General features: G+C 49.8%; 26 protein-coding genes. 11 read left to right on the top strand and 15 right to left on the bottom strand.

Features of this window, described 5'->3' with window-relative positions; genetic code table 11:
- Positions 1-316: 316 nt before the first annotated feature.
- On the top strand, positions 317-499 hold the full coding sequence (locus AC1XDK_RS24645; RefSeq protein ID WP_483352669.1) for a DUF7987 family protein: 183 nt from the start codon (positions 317-319) through the stop codon (positions 497-499).
- Positions 500-671: 172 nt separating this feature from the next.
- Here AC1XDK_RS24645 and AC1XDK_RS24640 read toward each other — a convergent pair whose 3' ends face one another.
- The 4 genes from AC1XDK_RS24640 to AC1XDK_RS24625 all read right to left on the bottom strand — a co-directional run bounded on the left by AC1XDK_RS24640 (position 672) and on the right by AC1XDK_RS24625 (position 2,426).
- Positions 672-926: an SWIM zinc finger family protein gene (locus AC1XDK_RS24640; RefSeq protein ID WP_483352668.1), complete on the bottom strand. Its 255-nt coding sequence runs from the start codon at positions 924-926 to the stop codon at positions 672-674.
- 5 nt (positions 927-931) lie between these two features.
- The gene (locus tag AC1XDK_RS24635) at positions 932-1,951 is read right to left on the bottom strand and encodes a DUF7972 family membrane protein (protein ID WP_483352667.1); all 1,020 of its coding nucleotides are present in this window, start codon (positions 1,949-1,951) and stop codon (positions 932-934) included.
- On the bottom strand, positions 1,952-2,158 hold the full coding sequence (gene sp36 / locus AC1XDK_RS24630; RefSeq protein WP_483352666.1) for a Sp36 family protein: 207 nt from the start codon (positions 2,156-2,158) through the stop codon (positions 1,952-1,954).
- A 121-nt stretch (positions 2,159-2,279) separates the two neighbouring features.
- Positions 2,280-2,426, bottom strand: coding sequence for a DUF1328 domain-containing protein (locus AC1XDK_RS24625; RefSeq protein ID WP_483352695.1), 147 nt, complete (start codon positions 2,424-2,426; stop codon positions 2,280-2,282).
- A 232-nt stretch (positions 2,427-2,658) separates the two neighbouring features.
- On the opposite strand from AC1XDK_RS24625, the gene AC1XDK_RS24620 reads away from it, so the two are divergent.
- Positions 2,659-3,363: a DUF2270 domain-containing protein gene (locus AC1XDK_RS24620; RefSeq protein ID WP_483352665.1), complete on the top strand. Its 705-nt coding sequence runs from the start codon at positions 2,659-2,661 to the stop codon at positions 3,361-3,363.
- Positions 3,364-3,531: 168 nt separating this feature from the next.
- Here AC1XDK_RS24620 and AC1XDK_RS24615 read toward each other — a convergent pair whose 3' ends face one another.
- From AC1XDK_RS24615 to AC1XDK_RS24600, 4 genes are all read right to left on the bottom strand, one after another.
- Positions 3,532-3,756: an SWIM zinc finger family protein gene (locus tag AC1XDK_RS24615; protein WP_483352664.1), complete on the bottom strand. Its 225-nt coding sequence runs from the start codon at positions 3,754-3,756 to the stop codon at positions 3,532-3,534.
- 499 nt (positions 3,757-4,255) lie between these two features.
- The gene (locus AC1XDK_RS24610) at positions 4,256-4,744 is read right to left on the bottom strand and encodes a hypothetical protein (RefSeq protein ID WP_483352663.1); all 489 of its coding nucleotides are present in this window, start codon (positions 4,742-4,744) and stop codon (positions 4,256-4,258) included.
- Positions 4,745-4,764: 20 nt separating this feature from the next.
- Positions 4,765-5,316, bottom strand: a complete 552-nt coding sequence (locus AC1XDK_RS24605; RefSeq protein WP_483352662.1) for a DUF7342 family protein — start codon at positions 5,314-5,316, stop codon at positions 4,765-4,767.
- Between the two features lie 295 nt (positions 5,317-5,611).
- Positions 5,612-5,896, bottom strand: coding sequence for an SWIM zinc finger family protein (locus AC1XDK_RS24600; RefSeq protein ID WP_483352661.1), 285 nt, complete (start codon positions 5,894-5,896; stop codon positions 5,612-5,614).
- Positions 5,897-6,220: 324 nt separating this feature from the next.
- Between AC1XDK_RS24600 and AC1XDK_RS24595 the strand changes: the two genes are divergently transcribed.
- Together AC1XDK_RS24595 and AC1XDK_RS24590 are read left to right on the top strand one after the other, a co-directional pair.
- Positions 6,221-6,415, top strand: a complete 195-nt coding sequence (locus AC1XDK_RS24595) for a hypothetical protein (RefSeq protein ID WP_483352660.1) — start codon at positions 6,221-6,223, stop codon at positions 6,413-6,415.
- A 351-nt stretch (positions 6,416-6,766) separates the two neighbouring features.
- A complete protein-coding gene (locus AC1XDK_RS24590; RefSeq protein ID WP_483352659.1) occupies positions 6,767-8,779 on the top strand; it encodes a hypothetical protein in 2,013 nt (670 codons plus the stop codon).
- On the opposite strand, the gene AC1XDK_RS24585 is transcribed toward AC1XDK_RS24590, so the two are convergent.
- Complete coding sequence (locus AC1XDK_RS24585) at positions 8,780-8,911, bottom strand: DUF7503 family protein (RefSeq protein ID WP_483352658.1); 132 nt, start codon at positions 8,909-8,911, stop codon at positions 8,780-8,782.
- A 377-nt stretch (positions 8,912-9,288) separates the two neighbouring features.
- Between AC1XDK_RS24585 and AC1XDK_RS24580 the strand changes: the two genes are divergently transcribed.
- Together AC1XDK_RS24580 and tbsP are read left to right on the top strand one after the other, a co-directional pair.
- On the top strand, positions 9,289-10,194 hold the full coding sequence (locus tag AC1XDK_RS24580) for a DUF7504 family protein (protein ID WP_483352657.1): 906 nt from the start codon (positions 9,289-9,291) through the stop codon (positions 10,192-10,194).
- 1,067 nt (positions 10,195-11,261) lie between these two features.
- The gene (gene tbsP / locus AC1XDK_RS24575; RefSeq protein ID WP_483352656.1) at positions 11,262-12,050 is read left to right on the top strand and encodes a transcriptional regulator TbsP; all 789 of its coding nucleotides are present in this window, start codon (positions 11,262-11,264) and stop codon (positions 12,048-12,050) included.
- A gap of 211 nt (positions 12,051-12,261) precedes the next feature.
- Here tbsP and AC1XDK_RS24570 read toward each other — a convergent pair whose 3' ends face one another.
- The 3 genes from AC1XDK_RS24570 to AC1XDK_RS24560 all read right to left on the bottom strand — a co-directional run bounded on the left by AC1XDK_RS24570 (position 12,262) and on the right by AC1XDK_RS24560 (position 13,816).
- The gene (locus AC1XDK_RS24570) at positions 12,262-12,723 is read right to left on the bottom strand and encodes an SWIM zinc finger family protein (RefSeq protein WP_483352655.1); all 462 of its coding nucleotides are present in this window, start codon (positions 12,721-12,723) and stop codon (positions 12,262-12,264) included.
- Between the two features lie 125 nt (positions 12,724-12,848).
- A complete protein-coding gene (locus AC1XDK_RS24565; protein ID WP_483352654.1) occupies positions 12,849-13,043 on the bottom strand; it encodes a cold-shock protein in 195 nt (64 codons plus the stop codon).
- 461 nt (positions 13,044-13,504) lie between these two features.
- On the bottom strand, positions 13,505-13,816 hold the full coding sequence (locus AC1XDK_RS24560) for a SprT-like domain-containing protein (RefSeq protein ID WP_483352653.1): 312 nt from the start codon (positions 13,814-13,816) through the stop codon (positions 13,505-13,507).
- On the opposite strand from AC1XDK_RS24560, the gene AC1XDK_RS24555 reads away from it, so the two are divergent.
- Both AC1XDK_RS24555 and AC1XDK_RS24550 read left to right on the top strand, forming a co-directional pair.
- On the top strand, positions 13,796-14,425 hold the full coding sequence (locus AC1XDK_RS24555; protein ID WP_483352652.1) for a TMEM175 family protein: 630 nt from the start codon (positions 13,796-13,798) through the stop codon (positions 14,423-14,425). The genes AC1XDK_RS24560 and AC1XDK_RS24555 overlap by 21 nt on opposite strands.
- A 285-nt stretch (positions 14,426-14,710) precedes the next feature.
- Positions 14,711-14,983 carry a hypothetical protein gene (locus tag AC1XDK_RS24550; protein ID WP_483352651.1) on the top strand — a complete coding sequence of 91 codons (273 nt, stop codon included), beginning with the start codon at positions 14,711-14,713 and terminating at the stop codon, positions 14,981-14,983.
- 133 nt (positions 14,984-15,116) lie between these two features.
- Here AC1XDK_RS24550 and AC1XDK_RS24545 read toward each other — a convergent pair whose 3' ends face one another.
- Complete coding sequence (locus AC1XDK_RS24545; RefSeq protein WP_483352650.1) at positions 15,117-15,410, bottom strand: SWIM zinc finger family protein; 294 nt, start codon at positions 15,408-15,410, stop codon at positions 15,117-15,119.
- A gap of 341 nt (positions 15,411-15,751) precedes the next feature.
- On the opposite strand from AC1XDK_RS24545, the gene AC1XDK_RS24540 reads away from it, so the two are divergent.
- Positions 15,752-16,516, top strand: coding sequence for a hypothetical protein (locus AC1XDK_RS24540; protein WP_483352649.1), 765 nt, complete (start codon positions 15,752-15,754; stop codon positions 16,514-16,516).
- 194 nt (positions 16,517-16,710) lie between these two features.
- On the opposite strand, the gene AC1XDK_RS24535 is transcribed toward AC1XDK_RS24540, so the two are convergent.
- Together AC1XDK_RS24535 and AC1XDK_RS24530 are read right to left on the bottom strand one after the other, a co-directional pair.
- Positions 16,711-17,079, bottom strand: coding sequence for an SWIM zinc finger family protein (locus AC1XDK_RS24535; RefSeq protein WP_483352648.1), 369 nt, complete (start codon positions 17,077-17,079; stop codon positions 16,711-16,713).
- Positions 17,080-17,085: 6 nt separating this feature from the next.
- Positions 17,086-17,643 carry a hypothetical protein gene (locus tag AC1XDK_RS24530; protein ID WP_483352647.1) on the bottom strand — a complete coding sequence of 186 codons (558 nt, stop codon included), beginning with the start codon at positions 17,641-17,643 and terminating at the stop codon, positions 17,086-17,088.
- 234 nt (positions 17,644-17,877) lie between these two features.
- Between AC1XDK_RS24530 and AC1XDK_RS24525 the strand changes: the two genes are divergently transcribed.
- On the top strand, positions 17,878-18,192 hold the full coding sequence (locus tag AC1XDK_RS24525) for a hypothetical protein (RefSeq protein WP_483352646.1): 315 nt from the start codon (positions 17,878-17,880) through the stop codon (positions 18,190-18,192).
- A gap of 134 nt (positions 18,193-18,326) precedes the next feature.
- A complete protein-coding gene (locus tag AC1XDK_RS24520; protein WP_483352645.1) occupies positions 18,327-18,524 on the top strand; it encodes a hypothetical protein in 198 nt (65 codons plus the stop codon).
- Positions 18,525-18,651 lie beyond the last annotated feature (127 nt).

Genomic DNA, 18,651 nt, shown 5'->3' with positions numbered 1-18,651 from the left:
GAAGCAATACTTCGCAATAATCTTCCTCGTGTCTAATTCTCTATCGCGGAGATTGTCCATTGCTCTCCTCACAAATCACCTACCAGTTCGGCGAAATGAACCGTTTACAGTACTGTGAGGTGTCGAACGTATCCGTCCATCGGGTTAACGTTGTGCCGTGATCTGCGTCGCCGAATTCGTAGTACTACCAGGAAGTTTTGCTGCAATCTTATTACTCCGCAATTGCTTTGAGTAGAATCGGCAAGAAACAGCTCTGCGGCGTGATCGTTACTACTCACAAATTATTTCTGAATGGGGTGTTTATCCAAAAATATCGATGGTAAGCCGTGAAAATTGGATAACAATCGCCTTTGTCGTCGTAGCCCTCCCCGCAGCATACGCAGTCGAATTCTTACTGAAATCAAATGGCATCGCTCAAGATACGGCCTTCATGATCTCGTTTTTCGTACTGCTCGTAGTTGGCGTTGGCCTCCCAAGACTTGCAACACACAGTGGATGATCTCGGTCACGCACTGTCTGTACTTGACGACATCATGTAGTACTGTCTTCGTCGTCAGAATTACGTCGTATCTGTTAGTCGTGCATCCGCGCTTTCTGTGAGCGTTCGCTAGTCAGTAATCTCCGAGAACGTCAATTGGCGTGCCATGGATAAAAACAGCTGAAGTGGTGGGTTAGTTCGGCAGTTCTTTTCGTCCCGTTCTCACGCACGGCCAGCACGGGAAGTCACCGAGGCCATCACAGTCGCAGTCGTCTGGTTCGGTCTCGTTTTCGCCCTCCGAAGGGAAGGCCTCGAGCGCCCCGTCGTCGGTTGCGTGTTCGACGGCGGCCATGTGTTTGCAGTAAGCATTGCGATGGACGTGGTGCGGGCACGTGCAGGCCATCAGTTCCTCGGTCACGTTGCGATGGAGATGGTGTACTGTGGCCAAGGCTATTACCGTTGAGATTCTCGGAGGATAAGCGGGCCAATCGCAAGCGTTCGCTTGGCAACGGGTGCAATGCGAAGGATGTAGGAAGTAAACAAGAGGAAGGGAATGAGTGTCACAGTAAACGCTCCACTCACAACCCATGTGATAGTGGGAATTGCAAGGAATGTACCACTGAACGTCTCAGACCCAACGAAAGTCAGCATGCCGCCAGCTACGATGAGTGCTGGAACAGCCGCGTAGAGAATATATTGAGAGAGATCAACAAGCGCCCACTGGAAGTATAGCGTCTTAATGTGCTCTCGGGCTGGTCCAAACATGGCCAACGCTGTCTCTAGATCATCGAAGGCCATTTGTTGGTCGTCAGTCAGCGAATCAGAAAACTCGTCAACCATTCGTTCGACTTGGTAGATCTTCCATCCATAATTGAAATTTAACGCCGAAAATAGGACATCAAACGTCCCAAACTGGGATCCTTCGAGCTCGTCCTGGACTTCTTTGGCGTTTCCATGCAGACTGTCGACGAATTCGGAAACCTGCTGGATTAGTTCTTCATCGTCGCTTTCGTCGACAAGGCGATCAAGAACCTCTGCTCGCCGTTCAGTTTCATTCACGAGTTCTCCAAGGAATGCCGAGGGATCAGCTGGAACAACAGAGTTGAACAAGTCTTTGGTGTAGGTGCGAAAGTCCATCGCATCACTCATTCGTTTTCGTTGATCACCCAATGGGCCATTTTCCTGGGAGAGAACAAGTTGGCTGATAGTGACGACGAGTGTTGTTCCGGTGACAATGACACCAATCATTGCAGAAAAGATCGTCTCAATCGTGTCTGTCGATTTGATCTCGCTTGGTAGCGACGGGTCGAGCGTGAGACTGAAGACGAGAAATGAGAGCAAGACAAGAAGGGCAAGCAATCCAGTCAGGAGAAATCGATTCATCCGAAAGAGAACCCACATTTTGAGTCGGCTCTCTTCGGACCGTCCTCGCATCGTATTCGCAGTCCCGATGTCGCTTTCGTTGGTACTCATTCAGTCCTCCAGTTCGTTTTCTACGGGTCGTTTCAAAACGAGGTACTTCGTGCCACCGCCCTCGTACTCAATTGTACTGACAAACTCCCATCCATCAGCACCCAGTTCGTTGAGTTTGTCTGTTGGATCACTCGCTTCTTTTTGTGTCTCTTCACGTGGGGGTCTAAGACTGCGGTACTCCCATTGAGTAGCGTTTTGGGCACACATCAGCATACTCTTCGATCTTTTATCATATTAGCTTCATTCGGAAATCCCCATCATGAAGAAGACCATATTCAACAACGTAGGATAATATCATCAGATATATGTTTTATAAATTTCCCAATTTCTATAGTAAAAATGATAAAATTGCAAGAACAATAAAAACGATCACGAGCCATTTTGCCACCTCCATCGACAAGCCAGCAACACCTCTCGCTCCGAGGACACCGGCGATGATTGCGAGGACGAAAAACGCGATTGCGAGTTCTATGATTGCCATAGATAGTATATAAGATATCCAAGTAGTTAAACGTCTTGCCAAGACCGAGAACCAGCACCAATAGACAGTAGAATGTGTATCATTCCAGAGGAGAAAGTGAGGGAGTAACTCGGTGAGTCGGGAGCATAGAAGATAGATGAATACAGCAAGGACACTATGATTAGGTTCATATATTTGGGTTCTGGTAACGCAGGTAAAGCCAGTGAATAGCTTCTAGACGGACGTTATGGGGGAAGAAACAGACGAGTTCAAACCAGAGGGGGAAGAGGAACGCGAGGTGGCTGAAAAAGCTGCATACGATCGCTCTGAGCTGCTTTCGCTGCTCCAGCAGTACTATCGTGGCGAAATGTCTCAGTCAGCAACCTTTCTTGGCCGACTCGATTTGACTGTTGATTGGGCGATTGCGGTTGTGACAGCGATTCTTGCGTTATCATTCGAAAGCAGAGGTTCTTACTTGCTTCTGATTGGAATGGTTGCTCTCACAATGTTTCTGATTTTTGATGTCCGCCGATATCGTATGTACGATGCCTATCGGGCACGGGTCCGTCTGATCGAAGAAAACGTCCTTGCGAACGCATTTGACCCGGAGGAGGTACCACTCTCCAATTGGCGCGAAGAGATCGCTCACGATCTAAAACATCCCACGTATAAAGTATCATATGTAGAAACACTAGCCCGCCGGCTTAAACGGATTTATCTGCCATTGTTGGTACTGCTTGGTCTCGCCTGGCTCTTCCGTATCACCATCTTTGTGCCTGATGAGACCTGGAATGAAACAGCAACAATCCCTGGGATCCCCGGTGAAGTTGTCGTCAGTATCGTCGGAGTTTTTTATGTAGTTTTATTTGTGCTGACGTTCTGGCCACGTGAGCGGAAAGCGAAAGGCGAGTTCCATGGAAAAGCATCAGACACGTGGAAAGAAGCAGACTAACTCTTCTATTTCAGCATTTATATTAAATAGGTATGTGATATACTTTTTCTTGAAGGGAGAAGTCGCGTTCGTTGGTTCTGTATCCCCACGTTCCACGAGCATTGGCTGGTCGGTGATCTCCGAGACCATCAATTGGCGTGCTATGGAGAAAAAAGACTGACGCGGCGGTTAGTTCGGCAGTTCTTTTCGTCCCGTTCGTACGCACGGCCAGCACGGGAAGCCACCGAGGCCATCGCAGCCACAGTCTTCGGGTTCGGTCTCGTTGTCGTCCTCCGATAGGAACGTCTCAAGCGTCCCGTCGTCAGTTGCATGTTCGACGGCGGCCATGTGTTTGCAGTAGGCATTGCGGTGGACGTGGTGCGGACAGGTGCAAGCCATCAGGTCCTCGGTCACGTCGTCGATGGAGACTACAGAGTGGTGGGCTGCGGGGTTCTCGTGGCTTTCGTTGGTGACACCGATGAGTCCGGGGGCATCGACGTCGAAGGAAAATTGGTCGGCCTGTGCGCGTTTCTGTGACGTCTCGTCAGAACGAACAGAGACGACGCCGAGTCACATAAGAACGACAAGACGTTCAACTACGTCGAATCGAGTACTGGCAGACGGGACATTGCTGTTTTTTCCCATCAGTCGTACAATTCGTTGCATTTCCAGTCCATCCACATTCAGGACATTGAGCGATGTCAGTAGTCATCTCAGCTTAGGCTAAACACTCCTCCACCAACTACCTTGGTCTAAAGATACTACTAAGTAGCTGCTCCAGCCACTATTCCACCAATCTCTCGAGTAAACATTGACTGTCAGGACATTACTAGTACACCAATGTCACTATTCGTTGTGAGAATGCCGACATATGGTTACTGCTTGCTACTCTCCTCAACGCGAACCGAGTAGCTCACATTGGCCAGTCAGGGAGTGATGGTTGGCTATCCTGCCAGTGGGTCGATTCTAATGCAGTCGGGAGTTGCTGGAGTCGGTTATCGAGGACAGTAAGAGGATGTGCATCAAGAAACGCAGCCTCATGCCGATCAACCGCTGCCTCTTCGAAATTGAGTTGAATGTGGCATGGACCCAAATCAGGGTGATCTGCATCCTGATGGAATCCAATCATGAGGTTGCGTGTTGGTTCTATCCAGTTGATTCGATAGTACTCATGGTCGACACCGACTGGATACCAAAAGCGAAGTTCCAGCCGTGCGTTCTCAACTTCGTAGGATTCACCAAGGAACACCGCTGTATCAATATCTGCGATTACGTACCGAGGACGACGACCAGATGGCCGATATTGGATATCTTCGCAGCCAGCTTGTTTTGAAAGGCGGTTATGAGTTTCTCTGAGGAGTGTACGTTGGGTGTACCGGTCACGATTAGCGAGGAAGATCATGGATGAGACAGAGAAAGAAATTAGCTTGTCGCTCGATCAACTGCGTCAGTCATCTGTTCGCGAGCCGTTTCAACATCTGAATAGAGCTCCAGTGCGTGCTTGATGAGTTGGCGGTCTTGCTCGTTTTCGCGCCAGAACGCAATCACATCGCGTCGTTCGCGGAGCTCGGCACTCGATAGGTCGCTATCCGCGAGTGACTGTTCGAGTTCCTCCCATGTCTCAACTGCATACATTTCCTGCCACGCCTCAATTTCCTCGGTGATCGCTGTTAGTTCGCTACGGAGTTCCTCGCGAGCGTTCTCTTCGATCAGGGTGCGGATCTCGTCGAAGAGTAGCCGAGTATAGTCCGGTTGATAAAGCGTGGTGTCACCAACCTCAACGCGCCGCAAACGATCCTGGTCAACGAGGTCCTGTAGCTCTTGGTTCGTCGTGCTCCAAGCTGCATCGGCTTGCTCGCTTATCCAGTTAATCGACTGAGGCTCACGAAGCGTTTCAACTACCGAGCGAATACGCTCACGTGCACTCATCGTCTCGCTCCATGACGTGACACCGTCCTGTGGTGGGGTAGCCATCTTCTTCACCTTGCTACAGTATTCGGAGCGCAGTCTCATATATGTTTGTGTGTTCTTGAATAATCGAGAATAGATGAGTGTCGATGTACAAGTGTAACAATAAGCAGAGTGTCGGGCTTCACCCCCGCGTCCGGTGACGCGGGGAACTCGCCCTTGAGACCAGTTTAGAGTAGCTGTGGAGGCGATATGCAACAGAACCAGAGATGACAGAGAGTCATTCAAGCAGATTATCAAACCTCATCGAGAACGTTCGCTAGTTGGTGACAGCCGAGAGATAAAAGGGCTAAAGCGTGGATCAGTTCGGCAGTTCCTTCCGCCCCGTTCGCACGCATGACCAGCACGGGAAGCCACCGAGGCCGTCACAGTCGCACTCTTCTGGTTCGGTCTCGTCTTCACTATCCTTCGATGGGAAGGCATCGAGTGTACCGTCATCGGTTGCATTTTCGACGGCGGCCATGTGTTTGCAGACGGCGTTGCGGTGGACGTGATGCGGACACGTGCAGGCCATCAGTTCCTCAGTCACGTCGATGGAGACGGTGTACTGGTGGTCTGCGGGGTTGTCGTAGCTCTCATTGGTCACTTCAATGAGTCCGGGGGCATTTCGAAGGCGAATTGTTCGGCCTGTGCGCGTTTCTGTGCCGTCTCGTCAGCTTCAAGTTCACTAGGCGATTTCGTTGACATGGTCTTCTTGGCGTCATCACGGAAGACCGGTGCCGGGTGTTAGAGCACCCGGCGCGTTTCTACACACGCCCAAGGGCACCGTTCTTCCTACGCTAAACTATGCATTAATGCATAGTAAAGCTACCGACTTTGTATTAGTGCATAGAATTGAAGTAGGCAGAGGTGCATAGATTGAACTATGTTGAGTCAGAAATCGCTGGCAATGAGTCGATATCGAGCGATCATGACGGAGACCGATCGAGAGCATATTAGTGGTGAGAATGACCCCTCGAACCAACAACGAGATCAGGCCGTTTATCGGGTGAGTAAGCGAATTACCGAGGAACTCCCGAAAGACATTGCTGTGCTTGCCGAGCATCGACCCGACAAACTCGAAGAACTCCGGGAGATCGTTTGTGAGGAAGTCAACGAAGAATAAGTGATCATACTGGTTTGTGGGCCAGGCATACCTGTTACTACATCTGCTATCGTTGAGTTGCCGATTGAGTCCGAAGATACGCGATGACTCGAATCGGGATTGCTGTAATGAATGTTGCAATGGCGACAGCGGCGTCTATTACATACTCTCTCCAGAGACGGGTGCTGAATCATCTACGGTTGGTGTCCCATTCCTGTTACTGGGTGTATTCGGATTTATCGTCTCCTTTGTGAGATTCGTCCGTCACTAGCTGAATCTCTCAGTACAGTGTTCACGATAGATTTTTGCTCATCGTGTGGCATACATTCGAGTAACCCTTCCACGAAGGATAGCCAAAAAGAGTCCACTACAGTGATCGACTTTAAACTACGTGCTGAATCCGGACTAGCGATCATCGATACCACGGAGAACCGACGATACGATTTCGATACAGCGACGTCAGTCACTCCAATACCTGCCGATGAATCTCAGTTTTACTTTCCTGTTGATCGGGCAATCCGAATTTCAACGAATACGGTGACTCTCGATAACCGAGTTGATGTTTTTGTCCGCGATACAACAGGTAAATCTCTTCTCGAAGTTGGTTCTGCTGTCGACGAAGATTTCGGTCCCGGTACATACACTATCGAGCTTAATGCACCGATCAAAGTCTACCTCCGAGTCAACGGCCCACTCTCGGTTACAGCAGACATTAATAACGTGGTCTTTGAATTTGAGTCCCCTACTGTATACATTGGTGCTCGCTCATATCATCGTCATCCATCTGTGACAGTGACTACGACGGAGGAGCCAGAGGATATGATGGCAGCCCTATCCACACTCTCGTCGGCGTTAAAAACCACGACGTGTGAGCGGTCGTATCCAACGCTCAGAGGTCATCCTCCAATGATTGAATATGGTGACAAACTACACATCCCTGATGAAATAGCCCAGCCGGAAACTGGCATCCGACTCGAGTTACCACCATCATTGGAGAACATATACACTGCTGCACCACTGGCGTACTATCTCGGAGCCGAATTCGTTCCGGGCGATGAACCTCGTCTAGTTACAGAAGAGTTCGAACATCTTCTCAACGATCTCCCGCTTGAGCAGGAGATAGAACGGCTTCTCAAACAAATCTTCTTCCTTGATTGTCTCACACGGACTCATGGATACTATCAAATAGACTTGTACGAACGCGAGCAAGTCGATCTTAAGTTAGATTTCGAGGAATTGTATGACAGATCGATCGCCGAGCAACTCCCGGAATATTTATCAATCTCATTTGAGAAGGTCGAGCCCTTCGTGCCACGATGGCCGCTCACTGCACATATTTCACCAACTCCTCACCGAGTTTCCGCAATCCCGTTCGTTCTTCACGATATCGGACTTATCCGAACTGCTCGTGGGTCGCCTGTTCCGGCCGATAGCATCCCATCGTTCCTTTTGGAATCTTTCTTCGAAACGAGAGGGAACTCAGGCCAAGATCGGTCGTTTATCCGGGTGGAACCCAGCAACTCACTCGAACAAGCGTGGTTCGCGGACGGAATACCGGTAAACGCGACAAAGGCGATACCGAAGGCATTCGAAAACAAACTGGAGCAGGAACCCACGACCGATGCTATCGAGATCGCGGTCGTTTGTAACGACCCAAAGATGGGAGCACACGAAAACGTAGAAGAGGTGTATCGATCTCGTGAAGACCTTGCTCTCACCGCAACCACCTATAATGACCTGTCAACGTCTGAGTTGCGCCTTGTTCTCGAATCCAATGTCGATTTTCTCCACTATATCGGGCATATCGACGATGACGGATTCCGGTGTCAGGATGGCTGGCTCGATGCCAAAACACTGGCGGAGGTCTCGGTTCCGATCTTCTTGCTTAACGCGTGCCAATCGTACGACCAGGGAGCCGCACTTATTGAGGCTGGCGCTGTCGGGGGGATCGTAACGTTTAGTGACGTTGTAAATAATGGTGCTGCCCACATTGGATACACTGTCGCACGGTTACTCAATTTGGGATTTTCACTCCGAGCAGCCCTTACGATCACTCAGGGAGAGAGTATCGTTGGCGGTCACTATCTCATAATCGGTGATGGAAGTACGGATGTAGTACAGGTTGAGCAAGGAGTCCCGATGATCTGTGAGATCAAAGCCACTGACGAACCGATTGATGTAGCACTCCATTCGTATCCTTCACGAGAGGGCAAAATCGGGACGATGGTCTATCCGTATGTCGAACCGAACGATCAATATTTCCTCACGCCAGGATTACTCCGAACATTTCATTTGACGACTGAGATGATACAGCAATACCTCCTTTGGCACCAAGTACCCGTAAGAAAAGACGGTAACCTCATCTGGGATGAAATTTCCTTTTGATTACGGTCCGTACACTGCCACTCCACCCGCTGAAACGGCTCCCGTTTCTCCTAAAAGGAGAAGAATCATGAATAAGACGCCGATCATTCGAGGATTCTCTGCCAGATAGGATTGGGGTGTTTTCTCTCTCATCAAAACTTGTAGCGACGGGTAGTACCTTCGGTATGAGCCAGTTGATGCGAGATAATCTGCGCCTACTTCCTATGTCTTGATTAGAGTATTAGACAATTTTTCACGGTCTCCAGTACCTAAAAGCACAATTTGGGATGACTTTTCAATCTACATATTTAGATAAATACTACAAAAATCTTAATACTGGCTGAGTAGAGCTAAAAACTGCTCACGAATAAGAATCCAACGTCCTAATTCATTAAGTAAATATAATAAGTCATCTAGTATCGATGTAAGTGATATTCTTTAACGTTAACTAGATAGTGAATCAAAGGATAGACTAAGCTAATCAAGATGTATTAGAAGAAAAACAGCTGCTATGGATAAATGGGCAAACAATGGAAAGAAGCTACACAAATATACAGATCAGTCAGGGGAGCAACGTTCTCGTCGGTCAACCATCAAGCCAATCGGATGCACGAAATCCAGTATTTGAATTCATTTCTCCTGAGAGTGTAAACTCCGTTATTGCAGTCACATGTGGCCGATCTACAGATTCATTCCTCCAAGGATGGCACAACGAGATTGGCACGATACCGTCATTCGCACGAGTGATTACTGTTGGGCAGTCAATGCGTTCTACGAAGATACAAACAGGCACACAGAACGTCGTGCGACCGATAAAGCGTCCTGACGACTTGACAACAGTGCAATTGGAGATCGCATCCGCACTACAGGATGCGCCCGAAGGGACAGTATTCATATTAGATTCACTCACTCCTTTTTTCGAGCATGCTACACTAAACGAAATCTTATCGTTTGTTGAGACTGTCTCAAAATACATCGTGACGACAAAGGGGATCGGATACTTCTCGATCGACGCATCAGCTCACGACGAGACGACTATCATGGCTCTCCGATCCCGTTTCGAGCTAATGATCGAGCAGGACGAACCAGGATGGCTGATACGATCGTCCCGAGATTGGATCTCGGGAGACGAATCACTTAGTGTGTTGTTCGATATTCTTCGCTCGAGACAACGACGGGAAGTACTTCGATATCTTCTATTTTCTGCGGAGACCACCTCCCTTAGTGAACTCGCGACCGCACTGGCAAAGCGGGAAACACAGGAAAAAGTAGTAACTGACGAAACACGTGAGCAGTACATGGTCCGTCTTTCACAGATACACCTTCCAAAACTCGAAGACAAGAGGTACATTTTGTACGATTCCGATACGCAATCGGTTTCGTGTTGTAAGGCTACACAGCGAGCGAAACCGTTTCTCGCTTTAGCAGAAGAGTAGATGCTCGATTCCAAAAACAGGCATCACGACGGTACTCTTCATCAAATTGTATTAGCAGACTACCCACCCTGCTCAGATTGACGGCTTCGCTGCGGACGGGGCTTTCTGCTTCAAAACGCGTTTGCAGATATAGGTGTATTCACAGGGAGCGCAGTCTTCACGGGCAATGGATCGAAGTGAACCACGATTTCGACGAACGGAGGTGGAATCGAACCACCGGGGCCATAGAGTGGCCGCCATCAATACGGTGTCGATGGTGCTTCTACCAACAAGCAACCCGTTCTCGTGAAATGGTGCGTGGTCGTGCCGGTAGAACCACGCATGGGACGTCAGGCATCAGACGGGGCGTTTATTCGTTGACGATGCTCGAGCGTCGCAGGACATGACGACCTGACTGGTAGAGTGCGACGCTCGCGATTTTTCCTATTGGGTGCTTCGAGTATTGTTATGTGGTGCTTGACAATGGAGAAAGGACTAATGGAACTCAGCAATATTCACAGCTGTCTCAACTATTGAAACTGAAAATGAGCCATCGTGTAGGCAAGCACTGCATGCTGGAAACCTTCATTAGTTTTGAAGTCACCTCTTAATCCATGGGAAAGTTAGTAGCCATAACGACCGATAACAAGGAGATAGAATGTCACGATATAAGAGAAGGAGACAATGGGTTACAACTTCGTAACGAGGAGAAAAATCTTGTTGGATATATCCCCTATAACCGTTTGTGTTACGTCGAAACAACGTAAATAGAATCGGTATATTGCTGTCTCAAAATATAGACTATCACAGTACCTGAGAAGAGCCATCCACTGCGCTGTCGGAGCAAACAGTACAACGACTTCTCACGGCGATACGAGAAACAGATCCCCCGGCAGTGATTATTCAGAGTTGCAAACAATAGCCATTGACATAACAAATTAAAACACTACCTAAGAAAATTCTATCAATTGTTGCTTATAATGACAATCCATCCCATCCGCTATTTTTAGCATCCACTTACGATCAGTAATGCGGATAGAACAAAGAGAATGATTACCGTGTGAACTACTATGCCCACAGATGCTACTATGCTTGAGCAAGACCTTGATGAAACGATCTCCGCTCTTTTCGAAGATGCAGATTCCGTTCTCATTGTGAATCCAGCCCCGGGTGTCTTTCGGACATTGATGTTGACGGCATCGACGTTCGATGATAAACTGCCCGAGTTGCAGGTGCTTGCTACTCCTGATGTGCTGAAGTCTGCGAGCGACGATTTTATCCTTGCAAGTCAAATTTCAGATTTGATCGATCAAGAGACACTGGAACTTCGAACGACGACTGACATTGCGCGAAGCTCCTTTCTTGTTACTGATAATCAGGTCATAACGATCGTATCGTTAGATGACGGGGTGACAGGACTCCACTCGACGGATGGAGAGTTAGTGGATAAGGTACAGTCAACGTTTATGCGCGATTGGGAGGCGGGGGATGCCTTCGGTTTGCGAACGCCGCCTCTCTCACGAGTTCAAGAAACACTCAGGGAGGATTTCGGTGATGAAGTCGCAGACGACTTTATGATGATACTTGAGTCAATGGACACAGTTCCCCGCGAAGACGATGAACTCGACGAAGTTGCAATTGCATTGGTTGTCGCCGCGAACAATGAACTGCTGCTCTATGATATCAGCAAGTGGGGAGAGGATACTGGTGTTGCAAGTAAAGCGACGTTTTCGCGAATCAAAACCCGACTGGAGGATCGTGGTCTGATTGAGACGGAGAAGGTGCCAATCGATGTCGGTCGTCCACGACTTCGGTTGATCTTAGTCGCTGATGACTTAGACGATGTCGACAGTCTGGCCGAGCAGACGACTGTATAGCGTATACCGGACGGAAACCGATCGCGAGTAGATCACCGATGAGAGTGATCCCTCGAACCAACAGCGCGATCAGGCCGTCTATCGGGTGAGTAAGCGAATTACCGAGGGACTTCCAAAGGATATCGCTGTACTCGCCGAACATCGACCCGACAAACTCGAAGAACTCCGGGAGATCGTTTGTGAAGGAATCGACGAAGAGTAAACGATCATATTAGAATCCGAACCAGCATGACGAGCAGGGATATTTCGGGTGTAAGCGAGTGAGAATGAGATTCTCAACAGTAGCGTCAACAATATCATTTTGGACAATTTCCGACGGGAACGCCGTGAGCGTTCCCTCTTCGGTTGCGTTTTCGACGGCGTCCATGTGCTTGCAGAAGGCGTTCCGATGGACGTGATGCGGGCACGTGCAAGCCATCAGTTCGTGCGTCACGTTGTCGATGGAGACTGTGTACTGGTGGTCTGCGGGATTCTCGTGGCTCTCATTGGTGACTTCTATCTGTCCGGGGGCATCGACGTCGAAGGAGAACTGTTCGGCCTGTGCGCGGTTCTGTGCCGTCTCGTCAGCTTCAAGGGCTGCGGATGGGTTTGTACTCGTGGTCTTCCATGGATTGGAAGACCTGTACCGGGTGTTAGAGTACCCGGCGCGCACACAGGACGTGATGCTGCTCACTAGTGTTCCTTCTTGTTGACCTATGTATGCGGTATTGCTAAGGCTACTGCTTTGGGTGATCCTTCACCTGAAAAATGGAATAAAGTCACACAGCGTCGCCTGATGGCGACTACGTGAACCGTGTATTATGCGCGAACGACGTTCGTCGCGCGCGGGCCCTTGGGGGCCTGTTCGATTTCGAAGTCGATCTCCTGTCCCTCTTCGAGGTCAGCACCGCCAACGTCCTCCATGTGGAAGAATACGTCGTCGTCAGAGTCGTCCGTCGTGATAAAACCGTAGCCGCCAGTGTTGTTGAAGAAATCAACCTTACCGTTTGCCATTACAACTAAATACAGACCCAACACACGGTTAAGACTTGCGCATTCAATTTTTAATCTGAGGAAAATTTAGACATATATCCATAAAAGACAGAGTTCATTATTTACTCGACCAATTGAGTGCTTCTGCGGAGAAGACGTACCGGATTCACAAGAACGAACCGTTCCTTCTACCGAAGCCATACTTCTCGCTTTGCCGAAGTCGTTGTCTCCGGCCGCTCGGAGCCACAGCCCCCGTCCAACTGTAGCTCCTGTTGGTGTCGCTATCTGTGGTGATCCGAACACTGGTGACATTCTATGGCAACTCCCAGAAAACGATCAGTCGTTTTTGGTCAGTGATTATCGCCCTCCTCAACGTGAATTGACCCACCACATTTGCTACAGCGATACTGGTCAGGGTTACGTACCGTCTTCGAGCGTCGATACCGGGCAACCCGTCCGCCGCAGTCCTCGCAGACGAGCCACTACTTTGGCGCGGTGAAGCGTTCGCAATGCCGCGAGGTGTCGAGGCGATCCGTCCAGCGAGTGAACGTTGCGCCGTAATCCGCGTCACCGAACTCGTGGTACTGCCACGCGTGAATGAGTTCATGGCGGACAGTTTCGCTGAATTGCTCCCAGCCGTGTTGTTGGTAAGCCGTCCAGGTCAACGCAATCGTGATTGCCTCTGTTGTCGGGTCGTACTTCGTGACGCCTGCCTGTCGCTGAGTATGCTTTGAGGGGAAATTGGATTCTGGATCGAGGCCATAGTGTATGCCATGGGACGTTCCATTCGCCAAGCCGCGGAAGAGACGGATCGGGTCATAACACTAAGTGATGGGGTCATTGCAATCGCAATCACATTGTTAGTGCTCGAGATTACAGTCCCAACCGTTCCCGCAGGCAGTTCAGTTTCGGTACTCCCCAAGCTACTCCTTGAAGAGTGGCACGAATTCTTTGCCTATGTGCTGAGCTTCTTGATAATCGGGTTGTACTGGATACTTCATCGCCGTATATTCATTCATGTCGAACAGCACACTCGTGGGGTAATCTGGCTCAATCTCCTTTTCTTACTTATGGTCGCATTCGTCCCGTTCGCCACGAGTCTGTTCAGCACCTATCCCGGCCAGTTCGGAATTATGTTCTATGCGGGTGTGCTGGCGCTCACTGGGTTCAGTCTTGCACTCCTCTGGAGCTACGCCTCACGTGAAGATCTCATCGAAGAGGGTGTTACGTCACGCACCGCGTTAGTTCAGGCAACTCGATTTTTCGCGTCTCCACTGGTGTTTGTCTTCTCGATTATCGTTGCAATCTTCGATCCGACGTGGGCCATCCTCACTTGGTTACTTCTGATTCCGATAAATGCCGTTCTACAGTCGCGAGTCGTCGAGAGTCTAGAGGAATCGTAGTTACAGTACAGTGTTTCGTACTCTCAGCGAGTGTTCGCTGGGCGGTGAGATTCGAGACCGTCACTTGGCGAGACATGGATAAAAACAGCTGAAGTAGTGGTTAGTTCGGCAGTTCCTTCCGTCCTGTTCGCACGCACGGCCAGCACGGGAAGTCACCGAGACCAGCGCAATCACAGCCTATATTTTGAGTGGAGAACTTGCTACTAGGCAGGGTAGTTCCCGCAGCCCTATGATTTGAAATTGCCGAGTCGCAAATTTTTTCGAACGTACTGTAGCATTGAAACCATGGACTCATCAGAGACTGCTGCAGTAAATGAACTTGAAGAACAAGAGCTCTATGAGTTGGTTCACAGAGCAGTTGAAGATGCCATTTTAGGAATGGTTGGGACGCTCCTCTTAGTTGGAGTTGCTATAGTTCTGGTATGGACTGGAGTAACCATTGCCTTGTATGGTACCTCACTTGTTGGACTCGTGGCAGGGATTGCTGCCATTGTTTTCGGCCTCTATCTGGGATTAGCAACCCTAGAGATTATACCATCGGTACGGGAATGGTTTTGAGCAAAGTACTCAAAGCCCCTCCTTTTTCTGCAACTGTGAATACGAACACGGGATACAGATTCTACATGAGAAGAAACGTAGGCAACAAGAACATCAATCGCGGTACCACGGATAAAAACAGCTGAAGTGGTGGTTAATCCGGTAGTTCTTTCCGTCCCGTTCGCACACACGGCCAACACGGGAAGCCACCGAGACCGTCGCAGTCACAGTCTTCGGGTTCGGCATCGTTGTCGTCCTCCGAGGAGAAGGCGTCGAGCGTCCCGTCGTCGGTTGCGGTTTCGACGGCGGCCATGTGTTTGCAGACGGCGTTGCGGTGGACGTGGTGCGGGCACGTGCAGGCCATCAGTTCCTCAGTCACGTCGTTGATGGCAACTGTGTACTGGTGGTCTGCGGGGTTGTCGTGGCTCTCGTTGGTCACTTCGACCATTCCGGGGGCATCGACGTCGAAGGAAAATTGGTCGGCCTGTGCGCGTTTCTGTGCCGTCTCGTCAGCTTCAAGGGCTGCGGATAGGTGTGTCCTCGTTATCGATTCAGTTATTTATGAACTTGTGCACACCCCCGAGTCGGTATTGGAATTGCGATGGATAAGATAGCAATGGGGATCGTAATTGGGCTGGTTCGGGGAGTTGCAATGAGATCGGCATGGCGGTGAAATTGACCTCTGTTCAGCGAAGTGAAAACGGAAGGCTGAAAAGCTGATTAGCGGAAACAAACAACTAAGCTGTGCGCCCATTTCGAGCAGAAGAGTCGACCTACGAGCGATCCATTGTGATCGATGCGAGTACCGTAGGAAACGTTACAGTCACAGTTGCTGCGTATGCAGAACGAACGGACGAAATTGCGGTTCTCGATAGTCTGTATACCGCTGCTGATGGACACTCCTTCTTCCCGTTCCGAGACAAATCCCACAATCTCAACCACGAAGACAGTATCGACCTTTTTGAAAACGCTATCGTTGCTAATGGGCATCGATTGAAGGCAACAGCTCATCTGGGACATGACGGCTCAGATCAGGAGCGAGTAGAAGCCGTCCAATCGGCAATTCTCGTCACAGAACTGCAAACACCAGAAGCGATAGTGATTCTCGATGGCAACGAAGATAAAGCGAATCGATTTGGTAACGCCATTCGCGGGATCTCATCTACCATACCACCGATTGCCACCTGCATTCAATCTGAACTCTACTATCCGACAGCCCTCCTTGCTGATCTGTGTGCCAGCCATCTCGCACACACAATTGAACACCCCCGTCATTGCGTTACTGTAGAACCACCTGCACCAATCTCGAAAGAAGTGTATCACAACTACTGGGGCAAAGCATACAACTCGATGGTGAACTCATCACATCGGGTTACGACAGAATGTCTTGAACAGCGTCGCGCAGATACCGTTAGTCAACGCGTTCGTTGCTGGTTTGAAGGCTACATGGGTGGCGGAGAGCCATATTCGTTTGAGCAATCGCTACAACCGATTATTCGGTATGTGCGCGAGAACGGGTATGAAGAGCTGGCGATGCAACTCTCTGAAATTTAGAGACAGGTGCATTTCCTGTGCCCACGTCCGTCGTCAACGCCCATCGGCTTGCGCCTCCGGGCTTCCGGGGCATGGTCACACAGGCTCCACGCAGCACCTCCGCGCTCGTATATACACAGGAACTGATGGCATATAGACGTTTGGATGAACGACGGTATGATCGTGGACTCAAACGAGAGACGAGCCGAGCGGGGTTAGTTCGGTAGTTCTTTTCGTCCCGTTCGCACACATGACCAGCACGGGAAACTACTGAGGCCGTCACAATCGCAGTCTTCTGATTCGGCATTTTCGTCCTCGGACGGGAAGGTGTCGAGCGTCCCGTCGTCGATTGCGTTTTCGACGGCGGTCATGTGCTTGCAGTAGGCATTGCGGTGGACGTGATGCGGGCACGTGCAAGCCATCAGTTCGTGAGTCACGTCGTTGATGGAGACGGTGTACTGGTGGGCTGCGGGGTTCTCGTGGCTCTCGTTGGTGACGTCGACCATTCCGGGGGCATCGACGTCAAAGGAAAATTGACCCCATTGTGCGCGTTTCTGTGCCGTCTCGATACTATTGGCTACCAAAGCAGATCATCCTCTTATCGTCCAGCGTCGCTTGCCAGAAATTTCATCGTCGCAGTTAGATTGCAGCACAGTGACGAGCCCATCAAACTTGCACGTGATCGCTCGACCGAGGCTCCGAACGACAAGACGATGAAGCAGCGACTGCGGTTGGTCAACGAGAAAGAGGTGGCCACAATCATACTGCTGAGCAGCGGTGAGTAGGCGATCAGTTTCGCGACCAACCATCCCAACGGCTGTGTAGTCGATGCCAAGCGGTTCGAGCGCTTGTCGCCCAAGCTTGAGGGCGTTTTGTCGGCATGATTCTTCTGCCTGGCGTATACTGTACGTCGGAAGATGAGCGATCGGAGCGTACGCTCGCTGTCGCTCCATAAATTCACCCGTGGCCATTATGCTCACCAGTACGAGTTTACCACCCGTGCCGACGACGTACGTTCCTGCTTCACGAATGAGGCGCTGATCGATCCCGGTATCAGTGAGATGTACTATTACATTTCGTGAACGATCGTCGATCGTAACTGTGTCGTCAAACGCCTCGACAGTGACTGTTGCCGGTGATTTGGCCATATACCATAATCACTTGGAAGCTCCATAATCGCGAGCCATACCCAGAGTGAAAGTGGTTTCGTCTCTCTTCAAGAGACAGTATATCGAACGGCAGAGCAGCTGATGAGCCACTTTCACTGACGGTTTTCGGGAGTGTGCTCCGAATATACTTCAACCCAACAAGGATCCTTCTGGAACTAGCGTGTTTCGACACGTCCGAGGGTACTGTTCTCCCTTCCACGTACTATGTGATACTTGGCAATAAAGCTACCGAGGTACTACGTAGTGTATGGGATTAAGATGGTGGAAAATGAACTGACGGCTACGATGACAGACGAGAGAGAGCACGATACTCGTGGTCAATTTACAGAGGAAACGGCTGACGACGATATTCTGACGGCAATGCGCGAGTCAGAGTTTCCGGCAGTGACCGCTCGGTGGGTGGCCGATACGCTTGAGATCGAGCGGCCGTCCGCGCATCGACGGCTTGAGGGGTTACATGAGGATGGGAAGGTAGAGCGTGGGAAGTTGAGTCCGCGGGTTGTTATCTGGTGGATTCCGGAGAAGTAGGATGTAGTAGGAGATAGTCGTCGTACACTTCACAACCAATTCGTTTGTGAAATGGAGGTCAATCACGTTTGCGATCAATGTCAAACATAATCTCTTCCGAATTGTTTTTCTACCAATAGATGAAAGAAAGATATATGGTGACCATTCTCAGCTATACTCTGGGTATCGCAATTGTGCTTGCCTGCATGTTTGCCGTGACCTTCGTTGCGGACAAACTGTTCACTGATATCGGGATCGTTCACTCAACACCAGCACGCATCGCGACAGATTTGATCGGAGGCGGTGTTGGTTTTGTTATAGGTGTCTCGCTTATGACTGTTGTTTCGATATAAGTTCGGCTGAAACAAGAAAGTCAATAAGGCACGTGCTATTCCAATTATTTGGTCACAATTGGAGTCTACTATAATTCTTCACTTCTGGATTCTAATATAGAGTATATTGAACCGAGAACTCTATTCG

It is taken from the genome of Haladaptatus sp. HS23, from assembly GCF_056892285.1.
Note: the sequence above shows the minus strand (reverse complement) of the source record. Positions and strands in the feature narration are given on the sequence as shown.